Here is a 17,446-nt window from a genome sequence, read left to right as displayed (position 1 = left end):
GCAATGAGAAACAAAAGAAAAGGAAAGGTGTTGACGGCATGGCTTTTAACTGCCGCCATGGTAACAGCCATGGCGGCACCGCCTGCGGCGGCGGCACAGCTTGAATATGGGGACGATTCCGTCCTTCAATTTGATCCCCAATGGGGACCGGATCTGTCTTATTCCACTTATGCAGAAATGCCCAAAGATGAAAACGGGATTTCCTATGCCACTGGCAAAGCGGGGCATCCCCTGACAGAATCGGGTGGTTTTTCTGGAATTGATACCGAGGACAGAGGTTCTGGTCCAAGACCGAGACTTCCCGAGTTTGGAGTGGAGTGGCCCGGATACACCTTTAACGGCTGGTACAATGAAGATGGAAATAAAATGCTGAATCTGCCATTCGCATTTCCCTATCAGGATAAAACAACCTATAAAGCGGTTTGGGAAGGAAATAACAGCACACCCTTTGATTTTACCGTAATGCACTACCGTGATTTTAACTCTCAGAGAGATGAGATTACACAAGGAACAGATCCGCTTGCATGGCCTCAGGCAGAAGACAGCCAGATCATCGGATTTTTTGATGGAAGCTGGACCCAGTCTGTAACAGCCAATACTCCGGTTTCTGCCACTTATAAAAGAAATATTCCAGGATATAAGTTAAAATCAGTTCTTTTAAAAAACAATCGGATCCGGAGTTTCAGAGATCAAAGCGGGGAAGGAACCATGGAAGAGGCGGCATCAATTAATTCTTCCACCAAAGCGGTCAGAGGGCAGATGCCAAATGACGATCTAACGATTGCATACCGGTATGAACCCGATCAGACCAAAAAGTTCACACTTCGCGTGGAATATATGGACCAGAACGGAGTAGCCATAAAAAGTCCGGAGTCCTTTGCTTATTCAGCAGAAACCCCATTTTCTGTTTCTCCGTCAGAGATTCCTGCCTACAATGTGGCAGGAGCGCAGATAAAAGATGGGTATGGAACAATAGATGATCTAAATACAAGGGGAATCTATTCTGCAGCAAAGGCAGGATGCAGATTTGATACAGACTATAGATTTTCTGGAACTATGCCCAACCAGTCTGTAGTAATTACATATGAATACCGTGTTGATCCGGATTACACCACTCGTGTAATTGTCAATACCGTAGATAATCACAATCAGATTCTGGATCAGCAGCAGAATCTGTCTGTGTTACCTTCTGAGAGCGTGACAGTATCTGCTCCAGAGAAGCCAGGTTACACATACCCGCCCAATGTAAAGTGGGAAGGAACAATCTCTGATTTAAATCTGGATGAAGCTCAACATGTGCTTTCCTTCCGCACCGGTATAGTCGGAGGAAGTATTACCCTGACTTACACCGAAGATTTAAGCAATCCAGAGTACTGGGGCAGAATTGAATATTACAATAGTGCCAACGGAAATTTAACTGGCGATATTTCACCCAGATCTCTCAGTCTTGGTACTTATACTCTGGAGGAACTAACCGGTCATATCATTCTATCGCCACAGGATTATTATATATTTGATGGCTGGTATTATGCCAATGACACAGGAACAGGAAAGATCGGATCAAAGCTTTCTGGTGACATTTTAATCAATGGCAATACAAAACTTTATGCAAACTTTATAGAAGACCCGGATGAATGGTATGATTTAACATTTGCAGCGGGAAGTCACGGCGGAATAACCGGTAATCCATCTGTTCATGTACCCCGGGGTACTGTTTTTGGAGATTTAACACTGCCGGAACCGGTCCCATCAGACCAGTATCTGTTTGCAGGCTGGTTTGATGAAAATGATAACCAGGTACACAACACCATGCAGATTCTTTCCAGCCAGACCTATACAGCAAGATTTGTTCCAATTGCCGTTGATGATGGGATTTTATCCATTCCAGATGGGCAGGGAACGATTGGAGGCGCAGGAACCGGGGAAATCAGGGTAAATGGAGCCAATCCCCTTAGAAAGTACGCAGTCACCAGCCCAGAAGGAATTGTGATTGATGTGATGACTGGTTTCCAGCTTCAAAACAGGAATTTTGTATCCTTGGATCCCTGTTCTTATTATTCTCTTTATGAGCTTTCAGAATTGGCAGCACCTGTAAAAGGACAGCCTTTAGCCAGTCAGGTAGACGGTTCCATGATGAGCCAGCCGGCAACTGTCGGAATCGAAACCTTAGGAGGAAATTATTCCATATCCCAGGCGGAAGGAGGGACCAAAAATCTTCTTATCCGTCCGGCAGCTCCCCATACCCAATATGCGTTTTTAGATGGGGAAGGAAACCTATGGACGCCAGAAGGCGCAGAAGAAGGCTGGTTGGAATCAACTGGAGATACAGGAGAAATTACAGTTTCCGGATTGGAGTCAGGTAAATTCTATACAGCAGTAGCAAGACAGGTAGGAGAAAATCAGACTCCTGCTGAAAAACTTCCTCTTGGAACATCTATTTTCCTTGAAAGCGGAGAGCAGGAGGTTTTACACAGCAATACACTATATCTGCTAAACGGCGGATATGCAACGGAGATTAACCGGGATGGAGTTTCTATAAGTATAGAAGAAACCGATTCCGTTCAGGTATTAAAGGGAGATCGGGTAAAGATAAAAGCTCCTGAAACTGATTCCGATGGAAATTCATTCAGACGTTGGAATTGTCTTATTGGAAATGTAAACATTTATCCTGACAGACAGAGTCAGACAATCATAATTCCTGATTCTGATGTGATTGTGCAGGCGGTTTATGAACCTGTAAATGTTGCAACCGCTTCCAGTGCTTCTGTAGATTATTCTCCGAAAAATGGGTTATTTGCTTTAAATATGGAGGCAGAGCGGGTAGAAACGTTACGTTCAGAGCTATCAGGAAATTCTGAAGACCAGGCTCTTCTTTCAGCGGACCATCAGGTGGATTATGAGATTCGTTTTCAGCGCCGGAGTGTTCCGACTGCGACAGAATCCAATGCAGTAAGAGCCGTTTCAGAGACAGAAGATGGCATTAAGATTCCGTGGGTGCTAAATATTGACCTGCTTAGAAAGGTAGACCACATCAATAAGGCTGTTCCGGAGGACGGAAATTCCACACCAGAGATTCAGGTTTATGCAGGTATGGACAGAACCATTCAGGGAAATATGAATTACCGTCTGTTTCGTATAACCGATGCAGACAGTGATCCGGTGTGTACAGAAGTTTCTATGTACCCTGACCCCAATGATCCGGATTCCGGATTCAGCGGAAGTTTCTGGTTTGATGCCAATGTGGGAGACACTTTAATCCTTACCTATTCAAAGTCTCATCATGTAACCATTACCGATCCAAAGAGAGGAACCATAAGCATTTTAAAGGTTCAATCAGGAACTTCTTTTGAGAACGCAGACGGATACCTGGACCTTTCCTGTATGGAAGATTATGTAGACCCTGATTCAGGAATTGTATATGAATTTAAAGGGTTTGGAAAACAGATGAATGCAACCCAGCTATATGATGTTACACAGCCGGTCAGAAAGGATCTTTCCCTTTATGCACTGTATGAACAGGAAGATAACTCTTTATGGCAGCAGGCAAAAGACCGCCTGGATAACCAGATCAATATTGCCAATGGATTAAAAAACAATGGCACAGTCAGTGAAGAAAACAGAGATGCACTGGAAAGGGCAATCACAGACGCCATGGAAGTCCGTGACAGGCAGCCCCGTTCAACCGTAGAGGAATTAAATGATGCCTACCATAGCCTGAAAGAAATTGTCGACGGAGTCTTAAATGGAGGTCATACAGGCGGAGGCGGTACCGAAGAGGGTTCAGAAGGAGGATCAAATTCTGGAGAAGGCAGCAGACCTGGCGGCGGAACTTCGGAAAATGGAGGTAATTCCAGCGGCGGAAGCACTGGCGGCGGGAACTCCGGAGGCGGTTTTGGAGGAGGTTCGAAAGGCAGCTCAGGAAAAGGTTTTAGCGGAAGTCTGGGTCCGGGAGCTTATCGGGTGGGAGTTTATAAGACATACACCAATGATCTGGATGGGCACTGGAATCTGCTTGATTCTGAAAATCATATCTGGTCCTTTGTCTTAACAGATGGAACGGCAGTAAAAGACCAGTGGGCAAATATCCAGTATCTCCATAATGGAACAAGCAAGATAGAAACCTATCATTTTAACCAGCAGGGAGTTATGGAAAATGGCTGGTATTATGACTCAGACGGCAAATGGTATTTCCTTTCTACCCTTCATGATGGCTGGTTTGGAAAAAGAAAGACAGGCTGGCATCTGGATGAAAATGATGGCAGATGGTATTATCTCAGTCTTGTCAACGGAGTTATGCTCACAGGCTGGCAGAAGATTAATGGAGATTGGTATTATCTAACAGAAAATAACAGCCGGCAGACCTGGTATTACCAGGAAGCAGCAGGCCAATGGATCTATAAAGGTCTTGGAGAACGGCCTCTTGGTTCTATGTACCAAAAAGAACGGACTCCAGACGGATATGATGTGGAAGCGGATGGAAGATGGATACCGGAAACTCCATAATGTAATTTGATATAGGAATCAACTGATTGTAAGAAAGGGAAAGTGGAAAGATATTCACTCTCCCTTTCTTTAGAAAGATTATTCACACAAAGACAGTACAAATGAGGAAAAAACTGATGATGAAACGTGATGAACTCAAAACAATCTGCCACCGTTTAACGGAAGCAGAACGGATCAGTACCATGCTTATCTGTTTTCATGGAAAAAAGGGAGAAGATTTATATGGGGAGATTCTTAACAGTTATATAGACACGCCAGTTCAATTTTCCGGGATTGGGGATCTTATATTAAAGCTTGATGAGATCTGTGACTGGATTGGCTGCCCTCACCCTGCATTTAATCCCAGATTTTTAAATAAGAAAATGGCAGACCAATACTTGTATCGAACAAAAGGAAGAAATAACATCCCTGTAAAAGCAAAAATCCAGTTACAGGAAAGTGAAACTCTCAGTTCCCGCGCCATTCGTGCAAAGGAAACTCTGATGATTAAGATCGACCATCGCCAGAATGCCAGTATGCAAGGCAGGGTCATCGGAAAGCTTACAGGGAAACAATATATAATGTTTCGGAGTGCACTGGAACTGATGCGTATGTTAAAAGAAGTTATCATAAGACCCGACGAAAGCAGACCCGTCAGATAACAGACTGAGTCATCATTCATAGGAGAAGAGTGTCATATGGAAAAGACAGAAAAAACAGGATACATTCCAATCTGCATCCAATATAGAATGATATCCATAACCTTGTTGACAATCATCTACTTGCTTTTTGCATATTTTCATGGAACCGGTCTATTGGGACCGGGCGTGATTGCGGCTGGAATGCTGTGTGCCTGTGTGTTTGGAAATTATCTGTATACAAAGATGTCTGTTCAGGAAAGGGCAATCATCTGGTTTCTGGTTACCGTTGGCATGGAATTGTTTGCAAATGGTATCTTTATTTTTCTCAGCGGTGGTTTTTCAAGCCCTTATCTTTGGTACTATATGGGGTGTCTTTTCCTGATGATGTCTTTTGAATGCCGGGTTGTTCCCGTATTTTTGGCAGTGGCATGGTGTCTGATTTGCGCAATGGCAGGCAGCTTTCGCAGACAGCCGGGGGAATGGTCCATTTATATGCAGTTAAATGTATGTATTGGGATTTTACTTGTTACAGAAGGGTTTTATGCGCTGCTTTATTATTTGAAGCGCCAGGATCAGCACCATAAAGCTCAAATAGATTTAAACCGGAACCTGATTCTGGAAAAAGAAAAAAATCAACAGGCTCTTAATCAGATCACAGATTTGTATGAAATATATAACTTTTTTGTTATGAATGGCAGAGAATCAATTATGAAAGAATTAGAAAAATTTCTTCATAAAACATTGGCGCCTTATGGCTGTGTTCTGGCAGAAGTGGATGAAAGAAAAAAGATAAAGAGAAAAATCAACCTCCAGATGCCGGAGAATCTCGCTGAGAATCTGGTCAATAGAGATAATTTTATATTAACAGAATCCATAGACAAAAAAAGGGTGGAAGCAGACGGAAAGTTCTATGAGATCAGTAGTTCCGGTATAGGGCTGTTTCCTCTTTTGATTCTGATAAGACCTTTCGGGGAATACCTGGATAAGGACCGTACTCAGGATTATTTTTATCTTCGCATTTTAGAGGCGCTTTTTAAAAATATGGAGCTGCAGGAACAATTGGAAAATTATCTTATTTCCGAAGAGCATAACCGGATTGCCGATGAGATTCACGATACCGCCATACAGAGACTGTTTGGACTGGTGTGCCGGATTAAGATACTGGAACAGAAGATAGAGACTCTGACGGAAACGGAAGCAAAGGAAGAGATTAAAACCTTGCGCCATTGGGCAGAAATGATCATGAAAGAGCTGAGGGAGACGATTTACGGAAGAGAGTTAGAGGCTCATGATGGGCAGTCATTTGTTAATAAGGTAAAGCAGTCCATGAGAGAAATCCAGGAGTTATACGGAACCAGGATAGAAGTAGCGATTGAGGAAGCGTCTGCATTTATGTCAACCGGGCAGAGCATTGCCCTTTACCGGATCATCTGTGAGTGTGTAAATAATGCAATCCGCCATGGAAAAGCAACCACGGTGGAAGTAAGGGTAAGATTTGAGATAGAAAAAATTGAGTTGATTATCCGGGATAATGGGACTGGCTTTAAAGAAGAAAAACAGGAGCCGTTAGGGGGAAAGGGGTTAACCAGTATAAAGCGTATGGTTTATCTGTTCCATGGAAGGCTTTTGATTGAATCGGAGCCAGGGAAAGGCAGCACTATATCCATCCGGTTTCCAAAAGGAGGTGATAGCGTATGATACTTATTTTAGATGACCACCCTCTGGCAAGAAAGGGAATGGAAGCAGTGATACAGATGCTTCGTCCACAGGAGAAGATCAGCCAGGCTGGCAGTGTCAGGGAAGCCATTCGCTGTATGGAGGAAAACGATATTGAAATGGCTTTTATTGATGTAAATCTTAAGGGGGAAAGCGGGTTTGACTTTTTAGAATGGCTGGTAAAGAAAAATTCTGACAGCAAAAAGTTCTTTATTACATCCTCTTCTTCCCGGGCTGATTTTTCCTATGCAAGAAAGCTGGGGGTAGATGCTTTTGTACTTAAAGATGCCTTTATTGATGAAATTATGTACGGAATGAAGGTGGTGGAACGGGGCGGAAAGTTTTATTCTCCGGCTCTTGTGGAAGCGATGAACCAGATATCCGAAGAAGAACAGCTCATAGACCGTCTGACACACAGGGAGATGGAAGTTCTCTCTCTTATAGGGCGTGGATTTGGCAATGGAACCATCAGCCAGCATCTTTTTATTACGGAAGGAACTACCAAAAAACATGTTACCAGTATCCTAAACAAGCTGGAGATGAAAAGCAGGATGGAAGCCATGCTGTTTGCAAACAGAAACAGTCAGTTGTTGCGGTGTAACGGATATGGGAATTCAGAAGGGGAGGATTGACATGCAAACAAAAAGGAAAAGGTTTCTTCGTAAATGGTTACCCTTAGGCACAGTGGCGGTTGGTCTTGGGATTATGGGAGGGACATATGCCGTCTGGACCGATACCACTTCCGTCACAGGAAGTGCCACAACCGGTATTTTTGATATGATCGTTGGGGAAGAAGACAGAGCTGCCTGTCTGGTGGATGAAGCTGGTTCTGTCATAGAGATTCCAGACCAGTCGGTTTCCTATGAACTTACAAATGACAAAAAAGGAATCCGGGTTTCCTTTGAAGGGGGAATTCCCGCCCAATTGCTGGAGGGTAATTATATAAAATTTGAATTTTCCATGGAAAAAAAGGAAGGAAGCACATTTGAAGACCTGAAACCAAAAGAAGCGGATTTCCAGATTCCTGACTTTGAGGTATCAATGGAAGCTTCTCATATCTCTCTTCAGATATCGGGAAAAGACCATAAGTTTGAGGAACAGGATCTGTATAAAAACCCCCTTCGCTTTTATGTGTTCCAGGAGATATGGAAAGAGACGGATCAGTTAAAGGGAAGTCTGTATATGAAACTTACAGATGAAAGCCAGGAATTGGTAACCGATTTGATCCAGTCTTATAAAACGGTAGAACTATCAGCAGAAGAAGCAGAAGAAGCAGAGGATTTTGATGCAGGAATTGCAGTGACCTATCAATGTGAAATACCATTTTATCTGTCCCAGAATATGGGGGAGCCAGATGATTAAAAACAGGAGCGTGGATGGAATGAAAAAGAACATGAAATTTGTCTTTGTTTTTTGTATTCTTATGATCGTTACAGGAATTTATTCTTATGGTTACTGGAGAGATAAACTAGAGGTTGGGCTTTCGGTAAACGTGCTTTATCCAGTTGAGATTGTGGTGCAAGAGTCAGAGGAAGAGTCAGAGGAAGAGCCAGAGCTGGAGGAACAGGAACATCAGCCAGAAAAGCAGGAGCAGGAAAAAGAAATGAGAGAGACAGAAGCAGACACGGTTGAAACAAAGGGAGAACCTCAATGGATTGGAGCAGAGCTTACCGGTTTTACAGCCTGATATTCGTTCTATGTATCACACTGGTTACGTTCCTTCCAGTTCATTCAGAGATTGGTTTTGGAATGTATGCCAGACCTGTGGGGTTTATGCTTATTGCAGGTTTTGTTCTGTTTCGGATACCCAGAGTATATGCCCCGGGAGGATGGTCCTTAAAGGATATGACCGTTGGATATGCCTGTTCTGGAGCAATTATTTATCTGGCGCTGTCCTTTTTGCTTGGGGTGCTGCTAAAAGAACTGGCAGCTTCCCCCTATGACCATTCTTTGTACGGCATATTTTATCATTTCCTTTCCATTCTTCCCTGTGCCTCGGCAAAGGAGCTGGTAAGGGAATATGGTATGGGAACAGCGTGGAGAAACCGCAGGTTCCGGCATTGGTTTATTGGGGCGGTTTCGGTTTTCATGGCAGTCCTTGAAATCAATTATAGTAAGGCTGGCACCCTGACGGATGCCAAGACCTGGTTTATTTTTCTGGCAAAAGATGTTGCACCTCTTTTTTCCAGAAGTATTCTTTTATCAGTCCTTGTTTTTTATGGAGGTGCAAAGGCAGGGATTTTTTATTCTGGAATGATTCAGATTTTCCAGCGCATTTTCCCTTTTCTCCCCAATCTTTCCTGGCTTGCCGACAGCGTTATTGGAATCGCCTTTCCTGTATTTTATGCTGTTTATATCCAGGACCGATGTACCAGTGCGGCAGGAGAACATCTGCCGGATCAGGAAAAAGGGGTTGTCAGACAGACTGTGGTCCTTGGTCTGTCCGTGATATTTTGCTGGTTTTGTGTAGGGGTTTTCTCCCTTTATCCCTCCGTTGTATTAACTGGAAGTATGGAGCCAGATATTAAACCGGGAGATGTTGTCCTGATCAAGAAGATCCAGCAGGAAGAGATGATATATCGGTTAAAGTCAGGAGATGTCATTACTTTTACAAGAGGACCCATTACCATTACACACCGAATCACGAAAGTGCTTCGGGATGAAGCGGGAAACGTATCTTTTCAGACCAAAGGGGACAATAACCGGTCACCAGATAATGAAACCGTAGATCCACAGGATTTAAAGGGTATTGTGGTTGGATCCATACCAAAAGCGGGGATACCAATTCTTGTGCTCAAAAGCGGTGAGGAGATTCCGGAAGGAGTAACGGACGATGAGTAAAAGCAAAAAGATAAAAAAAATTCCTCTGCAAAAAAGTACCAGGTCGCTGCTTCTGGCAGCAGGTGTGATTCTTTTGGGAACTTCACTGGCTGGGATAAAAAATCTGTGTGATCCCGGCACCAATACCACGGAACAGACCAGGTATTCTTATGAAGTCACAGCAGATTCCTCTTACCGGGTCTTTCTGAAAGAGAATCCGCTGTTTCAGGAGCAGTGGCTGGAAGAGGGGAAGGTATATGCACAAAGCCTGACTGACTCCATTGAAGTGACAATGAAAGCAGCGTTACAAGGTTCTGGTCCTGCCCGTATTACCGGAGCATATGAGGTTTTTGGAATGATAGAAGGATATCAGACCAGCGGTGAAAGTAAAAAAAGAGTGTACGACAAACAATTTCCCCTTCTACAGGGAGAGGGAATTCAAAAAGATTCCGACCAGGCTTTCATGGAAGCCGTCTGCAGCATTGATCCGGAGACCTGGCTGGAATATACCAGAATGGCAGAGCAGGCGCTTGGAACTTCAACAGCAAAAGATTTTTACATCAATTTTTCCGGCTGGTTTGCCATTGAAACAGAATTTGGAAACGATAAAAAAGAGTTTTCCTATCAGATATCCATCCCTCTGGGAAATGGAGCCGGTCTGTATGAAATTCAAAAGCCGGATAAAGCAGTTTTGGAAGGAAGCTTAAAAGAAACAACGGTGGAAAAAAACTCCCTAAATCCTGGGTTCATTGTGTTATCTGCCTTGACAGGAACCGGCGGCATCATGCTCCTTATTATTTGTATCTTTCTGGTACGTCTGCCGTCTCTGGAAGAGATCCGCAGGGTAAGGCTAAAAGCAATTTTAAGGAAATATGGTTCCAGAATGGTGGAACTAAAAGTGGTTTTCAAAGAGAACATGGACAACTGTACGGAACTAAAAGATTTAGAAAGTCTGATGGTCATGGCAGAAGAAGTGCGCAGACCCGTATTCTACTGTCTGGATCAGGAAGGGCTTCCCGAAAGGGGACTTTTCTGGGCAGTGGAGGAAGAAACCGTTTACCTCTACCAGTTTTCAGACACGCCCTGGTAAAATACTCCTTTGGTCAACCGGTTTTATCGCATATGGTAATAGAAAAGATCCTACGAAAGTGGGATTCTTTTTTTTACCATATGTGGCATACTGGAACTGGAGAAGATAACGTTATCTAAGGAATCTTATATTACTTTATCCATGTAGAAAAAAGGAGAGATGAGAATGAAACGATCAGGAAAAAAGGCATTAGCAGGAGGAATTGTGGCACTGTCATTGATTCTAACTGGAACTGGTTACGCATATTGGACGGATACACTCAATGTAACCACCAAAGCAACAACCGGAGAGTTTGATGTGACATTTGCAGATTTAGGATTATATGCACAGTATAGCAGTGAAGTACTGCATGGGGGCTGGAGCATTGTAGATGGAATCGGCGATGCCGGATATGTAGACGATGGATTCTTTACCAGGGGTGAGGCTTATAATAAAATAGCAAAGGACGGCAGCATTGAATCCTACCAAAACCGCTCCAAAGGCTTTAACGACGTAGAATTTGATGCAGAACTGGTTGATAAGGCCAGGATCAAAAAGACGGTAGGTCCCTATGTGGAAGGACAGGTAGATGGCAGCGACAATATTCTTCTTACCGTTAAAAACATGTATCCTGGATACGCACAGGCATTCCGTACGGATATCTTAAATGTTGGCTCCATTGCGGCAAAGCTTGGCAATATGAAGTTTGACGTAAAAGCCGTTGACGGAATGGAAATTAATGATACAACCAGGGACATGCTTGGAATCGCATTGATGATTGATCAGGAAGCTTATAATTACAACACCTCTGACCATGGCAAGGGAATCTTTAAGTTATGTAAATCTCTTGCAGATGAGACAAACAGTTTTAAGGTTGGTGAAGTTGATTTCCTTCGTCTTTCTGCGTTAGACAAATTGTCTGATGAAGAGATTAAAGCAGTTATTACAGAATCCAATCTTCTTTGTGCACCAGACAGTGATAACCGTATGGATTTATTCATTGCGGTAGCAATGGACCCTGATGCAGAGGGTGTCTATACAACCGGAAGCACAGATAAGGCTGGTTATGCAGAAGATACACAAAAAGACGCATTGAGCCAGGATAAAGGTGTGGCAATTTCTGTAGATCTTCTCTGGGATCAGTTCAATACAGGAAAAGACAGCGGAAATGCAAACTGGTTAAGCAAACAGAATATAAAATAATTCTCATGCTCCCCTCTAAAGTGGATAGAAAGATGTCCGTTAAAGAGGGGAGTATGTTTGTTATTGTACCAGATAAACCTCCAGATTACGGGAACCATAGGCTCTGGTCTCTCCGTGGGTATTGAAATAAATATCCACATGATTTCCTTTTACGCCGCCGCCGCAGTCTTCGGCGGTATAGATTACACCCCCGATCATAAGTCTGCTCCCATAAGGAATCACTCTTGGATCAACGGATATGGTGTGATTGGCAGAAGCAATGGTGCCGGTGCTGGTCCGTCCGCCCCATTTACCGGAGCATTGTCTGCAGGGGCAGTAAGCAGTGGTACGGAAGATTCCCAGAGAACGCAGGGCAGGAGTTGAGACAGCAGCGGCTCCCACCCCGTGTATCTGGGTTCCAGAAAGCTTTTGTCCGGCTCCATAGGCTTCTATTAAGTAGGAACCGTCGCCATAAGTGTCCCAGGGAACCTCTACTTCAAACCCGTAATTGCCGGTCCCTTTTCCCTGTTCGGCAAGGTCTTTCCGGTGTAAAGCCGCATTGGTATGAAGTTCTGAAACAATCTGCCCGCTGGCCTGGTTGGTAATCACTACCTTCACATCAAGTTCTGATTCCGGATCAGAGCTGTTAAAAGCCCAGCCCCGGATGCCAGTGTCATAAACTCCGTCGATGATCCCGGTTATTGAAAAAGCATAAGCGTCAAATGTACTTAGAAATACAGATGCCATCATGAGTAAAAAACCCAAAATAAAGTGTATATGTTTTCTTCTTTGCATGTTACAAATACTTCCTTTCTTTTTTACGGAATGTAATATAATTTAACTATATTATAATTATATGTAACAGTTTCGTAATAAATGAGGTGCAAGTACATATTTTACACTTTTTCTATTAAAAAAGCACCTCAGAAAGCGAATACAATCACTTTTCTGGGTGCCATGTAGACTTGTTCTATTATTTTACAATCACTGCAAACAATTCTTTCTTCTGTCTTCCAAACTTCAGTGCCTCTTCCCGGCTGGCAAAATAGATATCAATCTTATTGCCCTTAATGCTGCTCCCCGTATCTTCCACGGTATAAATCACATCATCAATCATCACTTTTGTACCAATTGGCAGAAGTGTGACATCAGCCGATAACGTATGCTGCGCTTTTGGAACAGTACCGGAGTAAGTCTTTCCTATCTTTCCACTCTTACTTGGGCAGTAAGCGGTGGCAGAGAAAATTCCCAGTGATGCTCCCTTTTCATAAACAGGTCCTTCTGGCTCTGTCTTTGGTGGTTCTGCTGCTTCTTTCTTAATACCAGGTCCGATCTCCGGCTCTGTATTGGCTTTTTTACTTTCTTCTATTCCTGTATCCTTGTGTATGGTCTGGGGATCTGTCTGTACATTCCCGGATTGTGCATCTGCTTTTGTCTGGTCTCCCCCAGCTGTCTCGTCTGCCATTGCAGTCATGGATAACAGCAGGATACAAAGGAATGTCAGGAGCCCGGTGATTCGTAATTTACCTGAAAAACACTTCATGATTTACCTCGCAATCGTGTTGTTATGGTGTATCATTAACTATTATATTACAAAAGTGTTAAATGTCAAGAAGAATTTGTCAACACCTTTGTAATAAATACTTGAATCCTAAGAGAAAATGTAGAAACAAGTCATAAAATCTTAACTTAATTTTTTTCCCCGGATGTATTGACAAATGTAGAAAAAAAGCATATATTATGAAAGAAGATATTAGCACTCCTAAACGTTGAGTGCTAACAAAGCATCAGGAAAGGAGAGTGGCAGTTTGAAGGATAAAGACCAGCTTGATGAACGGAAAGTAATTATTTTAAAAGCCATCATTAAAACTTATTTAGAAACTGGAGAGCCGGTTGGTTCCCGTACGATATCAAAGTACACCGATTTGAATTTAAGCTCCGCCACCATCCGGAATGAGATGTCTGATTTAGAAGAGCTGGGTTATATTGTCCAGCCTCATACTTCGGCAGGCAGGATTCCTTCTGATAAAGGTTACCGCTTTTATGTAGATCAGATCATGCAGGAAAAGGAAGACGAAGTTACTGAGATCAAGGATATGATGCTAAAAAGGGTAGACCGGGTTGAAGTTTTATTAAAGCAGATGGCAAAGCTCCTCGCCCAGAACACCAATTATGCAGCCATGATAAGTGCCCCCCAGTATCATCGTAACAAACTGAAGTTTATCCAGCTTTCAAAAGTAGACGAAGGAAAGCTTCTTGTAGTTATTGTCATAGAGGGGAACATTATAAAGAATGCCATTATTCCCATGGATCGGGAGATGGCAGACGAAGGAATATTGAATCTTAACATTCTTCTTAACAGTGCCTTAAACGGATTAAGTATAGAAGAAATTAATCTTGAAGTCATCAGCAGGCTGAAAGCCCAGGCAGGTCCCCACAGCGAGGTTGTGGACCGGGTTCTTACAGAAGTGGCAGCAGCGATCTGGGCAGATGATGAAGACCTTCAGATTTATACCAGCGGAGCTACGAACATTTTTAAATATCCGGAGTTAAGCGATGGAGATAAGGCGAGCAAGCTGATTGGAACACTGGAACAAAAGGAACTGCTGCAGGAACTGGTGGATGATGTCAATGACTCTGAGAGCAGTTCAGGAATCCAGGTATACATCGGCGACGAAGCTCCTGTCAAGAATATGAAGGATTGCAGTATTGTAACAGCGAATTATGAGCTTGGCGAAGGACTGCGGGGAACCATTGGAATCATTGGTCCCAAGCGCATGGATTATGAGAAGGTTTTAAGCACTCTGCGGAATCTTATGACGCAGCTTGATACAATATTGAAAAAAGATGAAAGGTAAGGGTAGAAGAATTGAGCATGGAAGAAGTAAAAACAGATGAAAAACTGGCAGACGAGGCAGTAGAGCCTGTTGATGCGGTTTCCTCTGATGAAGAGATAGATGGTGCAGATTCCTGTGCAGAAGAGCTGAATTCAGAGGCAGATCAAAAGGCAGAAGACGAAGCCAGAGAAGAAACAGAAAAAAAAGGCTTCTTTGGTAAAAAGAAAGAAAAGAAAGATCCAAAAGATGAGAAGATCGAAGAGCTGACAGACCGTCTCCAGAGAAATATGGCTGAGTTTGATAATTTTAGAAAGAGAACAGAAAAAGAGAAATCAGCCATGTTTGAAATTGGAGCAAAAGATATTATTGAACGGATTTTACCAGTTGTAGATAATTTCGAGAGAGGTCTTTTAACCATTCCGGAAGAGGAGAAGAATTCCCCATTTGCTGAAGGCATGGAGAAAATCTATAAACAGCTTGTAAAGTCTCTGGAAGAGGCAGATGTGAAACCGATTGAAGCAGTCGGCAAGCCATTTGATCCGAATTTCCATAATGCAGTTATGCACATTGAAGATGAATCTCTGGGAGAGAATGTTGTTTCCCAGGAATTGTTAAAAGGTTATACCTACCGTGATACTGTGGTCAGACATTCCATGGTTCAGGTAGCTAATTAGTAAATAGATGATAGAAGACAGCAAACAATTTACATTTGTTTCAAATAGGAGGAAAAAACTATGGGCAAGATTATTGGTATTGATTTAGGTACAACAAATAGCTGTGTAGCCGTTATGGAAGGCGGTAAACCAGTTGTAATTCCAAACAGTGAAGGTGTAAGAACCACACCATCCGTCGTTGCATTCACAAAGAATGGAGAGAGATTGGTCGGAGAGCCGGCAAAACGTCAGGCAGTAACAAACGCAGACCGCACCATCTCTTCCATTAAGAGACATATGGGTACTGATTATAAAGTGACCATTGACGGCAAGAACTACAGCCCTCAGGAAATCTCTGCAATGATTCTCCAGAAGTTAAAAGCGGATGCAGAAGCTTATCTTGGCGAGAAAGTAACAGAAGCAGTGATTACGGTACCGGCTTATTTTAATGATGCACAGCGTCAGGCAACCAAAGATGCAGGTAAGATCGCAGGTCTTGATGTAAAACGTATTATCAACGAGCCGACAGCAGCAGCCTTAGCTTATGGTCTTGATAATGAAAAAGAGCAGAAGATCATGGTATACGATTTAGGCGGCGGTACATTTGATGTTTCCAATATTGAAATCGGCGATGGCGTAATCGAAGTACTTTCCACCAACGGTGATACCCGTCTTGGCGGTGATGACTTTGATAATCGTGTTACCCAGTGGCTGGTAGATGAATTTAAGAAGACAGAAGGCGTTGACTTATCCGGTGATAAGATGGCAATGCAGAGATTAAAAGAAGCAGCAGAGAAGGCAAAGAAAGAACTTTCTTCCGCTACAACCACCAACATCAACCTTCCTTTCATCACTGCAACTGCAGAAGGACCAAAGCATCTGGATATGAACTTAACCAGAGCAAAATTTGATGAGCTGACAGCAGATTTAATTGAGCGCTCTACCATTCCGGTACAGAACGCATTAAAAGATGCAGGAATTACAGCAGCAGAATTAGGAAAGGTTCTCTTAGTAGGCGGTTCCACCCGTATGTTAGCTGCACAGGAAAAAGTAAAACAGTTAACCGGTAAAGAGCCATCCAAATCCTTAAACCCTGATGAGTGTGTGGCAATTGGAGCCAGCATTCAGGGTGGTAAGCTTGCAGGAGATGAAGGCGCAGGCGATATTTTACTTCTTGATGTAACACCTCTTTCCTTATCCATCGAGACAATGGGTGGTGTTGCAACCAGACTCATTGAGAGAAATACAACCATTCCTACAAAGAAGAGTCAGGTATTCTCTACTGCAGCAGATAATCAGACAGCCGTTGATATTCATGTAGTACAGGGTGAGAGACAGTTCGCAAGAGATAATAAGACCTTAGGCCAGTTCCGTCTTGATGGAATTCCACCAGCAAGAAGAGGTGTTCCTCAGATCGAAGTTACCTTTGATATTGATGCCAATGGTATCGTAAATGTATCTGCAAAAGATTTAGGAACAGGAAAAGAACAGCACATCACCATTACTTCCGGTTCTAATATGTCTGACGGCGATATTGATAAGGCAGTAAGAGAAGCAGCAGAGTACGAAGCACAGGATAAGAAACGCAAGGAAGGAATTGACGCAAGGAATGATGCAGATTCCATGGTATTCCAGACAGAGAAAGCACTGCAGGAAGTTGGAGATAAGATTGATGCCAATGACAAAGCAGTTGTAGAAGCAGATCTCAATGCGTTAAAAGAAGCCATCAATCGTGCGCCGATTGAAGAGATGACCGATGCACAGGTTGAGGATATTAAGGCAGGCAAGGAAAAACTCATGACAAGTGCTCAGGCACTGTTTGCAAAAGTTTATGAGCAGGCACAGGCTCAGGGCGGAGCAGCAGGAGCTGACGCAGGAGCAGCAGATGCTTCCTATCAGGATGCCGATGTAGTTGACGGCGATTACAAAGAGGTGTAAACTAGTCAGGTCGATTGACAGGGCTCTGGAAAAAGTGTTGTAGTGATACAGCACTTTTTCCGCAGTGGCAGGAAGTATCCTGCCGGATTTCCTTAGTTTATGAAAGGT

The 17,446-nt window shown here is 43.2% G+C and carries 14 protein-coding genes; 12 read left to right on the top strand and 2 right to left on the bottom strand.

What is annotated here, in order from left to right; all coding sequences use genetic code 11:
- Nucleotides 1–3 precede the first annotated feature (3 nt).
- From FAY33_RS09075 to FAY33_RS09035, 9 genes are all read left to right on the top strand, one after another.
- Entirely contained in the window at nt 4–4,503 is a 4,500-nt protein-coding gene (locus FAY33_RS09075; RefSeq protein WP_143320903.1) for a MucBP domain-containing protein, read from the top strand.
- Nucleotides 4,504–4,619: 116 nt separating this feature from the next.
- Nucleotides 4,620–5,144: a hypothetical protein gene (locus tag FAY33_RS09070; RefSeq protein WP_143320902.1), complete on the top strand. Its 525-nt coding sequence runs from the start codon at nt 4,620–4,622 to the stop codon at nt 5,142–5,144.
- 36 nt (nt 5,145–5,180) lie between these two features.
- Nucleotides 5,181–6,821: a sensor histidine kinase gene (locus tag FAY33_RS09065; protein WP_143320901.1), complete on the top strand. Its 1,641-nt coding sequence runs from the start codon at nt 5,181–5,183 to the stop codon at nt 6,819–6,821.
- A complete protein-coding gene (locus tag FAY33_RS09060; RefSeq protein ID WP_143320900.1) occupies nt 6,818–7,471 on the top strand; it encodes a response regulator transcription factor in 654 nt (217 codons plus the stop codon). Before FAY33_RS09065 ends, FAY33_RS09060 begins: the two co-directional genes overlap by 4 nt.
- Nucleotide 7,472: 1 nt before the next feature.
- Nucleotides 7,473–8,201, top strand: a complete 729-nt coding sequence (locus FAY33_RS09055) for a SipW-dependent-type signal peptide-containing protein (protein WP_185967556.1) — start codon at nt 7,473–7,475, stop codon at nt 8,199–8,201.
- Nucleotides 8,194–8,526, top strand: coding sequence for a hypothetical protein (locus FAY33_RS09050; RefSeq protein ID WP_143320898.1), 333 nt, complete (start codon nt 8,194–8,196; stop codon nt 8,524–8,526). Before FAY33_RS09055 ends, FAY33_RS09050 begins: the two co-directional genes overlap by 8 nt.
- Nucleotides 8,490–9,680 carry a signal peptidase I gene (locus FAY33_RS09045; RefSeq protein ID WP_143320897.1) on the top strand — a complete coding sequence of 397 codons (1,191 nt, stop codon included), beginning with the start codon at nt 8,490–8,492 and terminating at the stop codon, nt 9,678–9,680. The genes FAY33_RS09050 and FAY33_RS09045 overlap by 37 nt, the downstream gene beginning before the upstream one ends.
- Complete coding sequence (locus tag FAY33_RS09040; RefSeq protein ID WP_143320896.1) at nt 9,673–10,749, top strand: DUF5305 family protein; 1,077 nt, start codon at nt 9,673–9,675, stop codon at nt 10,747–10,749. The genes FAY33_RS09045 and FAY33_RS09040 overlap by 8 nt, the downstream gene beginning before the upstream one ends.
- Before the next feature lie 165 nt (nt 10,750–10,914).
- Complete coding sequence (locus FAY33_RS09035) at nt 10,915–11,931, top strand: hypothetical protein (RefSeq protein WP_143320895.1); 1,017 nt, start codon at nt 10,915–10,917, stop codon at nt 11,929–11,931.
- Between the two features lie 60 nt (nt 11,932–11,991).
- Here FAY33_RS09035 and FAY33_RS09030 read toward each other — a convergent pair whose 3' ends face one another.
- Nucleotides 11,992–12,705: a 3D domain-containing protein gene (locus tag FAY33_RS09030; protein WP_143320894.1), complete on the bottom strand. Its 714-nt coding sequence runs from the start codon at nt 12,703–12,705 to the stop codon at nt 11,992–11,994.
- A gap of 178 nt (nt 12,706–12,883) precedes the next feature.
- A complete protein-coding gene (locus FAY33_RS09025) occupies nt 12,884–13,453 on the bottom strand; it encodes a 3D domain-containing protein (protein ID WP_143320893.1) in 570 nt (189 codons plus the stop codon).
- Between the two features lie 265 nt (nt 13,454–13,718).
- Here FAY33_RS09025 and hrcA point away from each other — a divergent pair, with 265 nt between their 5' ends.
- Genes hrcA through dnaK form a run of 3 tightly spaced genes read left to right on the top strand, consistent with a single transcriptional unit; the run spans nt 13,719 to nt 17,338 of the window.
- Entirely contained in the window at nt 13,719–14,768 is a 1,050-nt protein-coding gene (gene hrcA / locus FAY33_RS09020) for a heat-inducible transcriptional repressor HrcA (RefSeq protein ID WP_143320892.1), read from the top strand.
- A 17-nt stretch (nt 14,769–14,785) separates the two neighbouring features.
- Complete coding sequence (grpE, locus tag FAY33_RS09015; protein ID WP_143320891.1) at nt 14,786–15,421, top strand: nucleotide exchange factor GrpE; 636 nt, start codon at nt 14,786–14,788, stop codon at nt 15,419–15,421.
- 60 nt (nt 15,422–15,481) lie between these two features.
- Nucleotides 15,482–17,338, top strand: a complete 1,857-nt coding sequence (gene dnaK / locus FAY33_RS09010; protein ID WP_143320890.1) for a molecular chaperone DnaK — start codon at nt 15,482–15,484, stop codon at nt 17,336–17,338.
- The last annotated feature ends 108 nt before the right edge of the window (nt 17,339–17,446 follow it).

It is taken from the genome of Clostridium sp. HBUAS56010 (genome assembly GCF_007115105.1).
GTDB lineage: Bacteria > Bacillota > Clostridia > Lachnospirales > Lachnospiraceae > Lacrimispora.
This window is presented reverse-complemented; position numbering and strand designations above follow the sequence as displayed.

What these genes read in the sequence shown, in the direction of transcription:
- FAY33_RS09075 (WP_143320903.1), top strand. Translation starts at nt 4, where the DNA reads ATGAGAAACAAAAGAAAAGGAAAGGTGTTGACGGCATGGCTTTTAACT.
- FAY33_RS09070 (WP_143320902.1), top strand. Translation starts at nt 4,620, where the DNA reads ATGATGAAACGTGATGAACTCAAAACAATCTGCCACCGTTTAACGGAA.
- FAY33_RS09065 (WP_143320901.1), top strand. Translation starts at nt 5,181, where the DNA reads ATGGAAAAGACAGAAAAAACAGGATACATTCCAATCTGCATCCAATAT.
- FAY33_RS09060 (WP_143320900.1), top strand. Translation starts at nt 6,818, where the DNA reads ATGATACTTATTTTAGATGACCACCCTCTGGCAAGAAAGGGAATGGAA.
- FAY33_RS09055 (WP_185967556.1), top strand. Translation starts at nt 7,473, where the DNA reads ATGCAAACAAAAAGGAAAAGGTTTCTTCGTAAATGGTTACCCTTAGGC.
- FAY33_RS09050 (WP_143320898.1), top strand. Translation starts at nt 8,194, where the DNA reads ATGATTAAAAACAGGAGCGTGGATGGAATGAAAAAGAACATGAAATTT.
- FAY33_RS09045 (WP_143320897.1), top strand. Translation starts at nt 8,490, where the DNA reads ATGGATTGGAGCAGAGCTTACCGGTTTTACAGCCTGATATTCGTTCTA.
- FAY33_RS09040 (WP_143320896.1), top strand. Translation starts at nt 9,673, where the DNA reads ATGAGTAAAAGCAAAAAGATAAAAAAAATTCCTCTGCAAAAAAGTACC.
- FAY33_RS09035 (WP_143320895.1), top strand. Translation starts at nt 10,915, where the DNA reads ATGAAACGATCAGGAAAAAAGGCATTAGCAGGAGGAATTGTGGCACTG.
- FAY33_RS09030 (WP_143320894.1), bottom strand. Translation starts at nt 12,705, where the DNA reads ATGCAAAGAAGAAAACATATACACTTTATTTTGGGTTTTTTACTCATG.
- FAY33_RS09025 (WP_143320893.1), bottom strand. Translation starts at nt 13,453, where the DNA reads ATGAAGTGTTTTTCAGGTAAATTACGAATCACCGGGCTCCTGACATTC.
- grpE (WP_143320891.1), top strand. Translation starts at nt 14,786, where the DNA reads ATGGAAGAAGTAAAAACAGATGAAAAACTGGCAGACGAGGCAGTAGAG.
- dnaK (WP_143320890.1), top strand. Translation starts at nt 15,482, where the DNA reads ATGGGCAAGATTATTGGTATTGATTTAGGTACAACAAATAGCTGTGTA.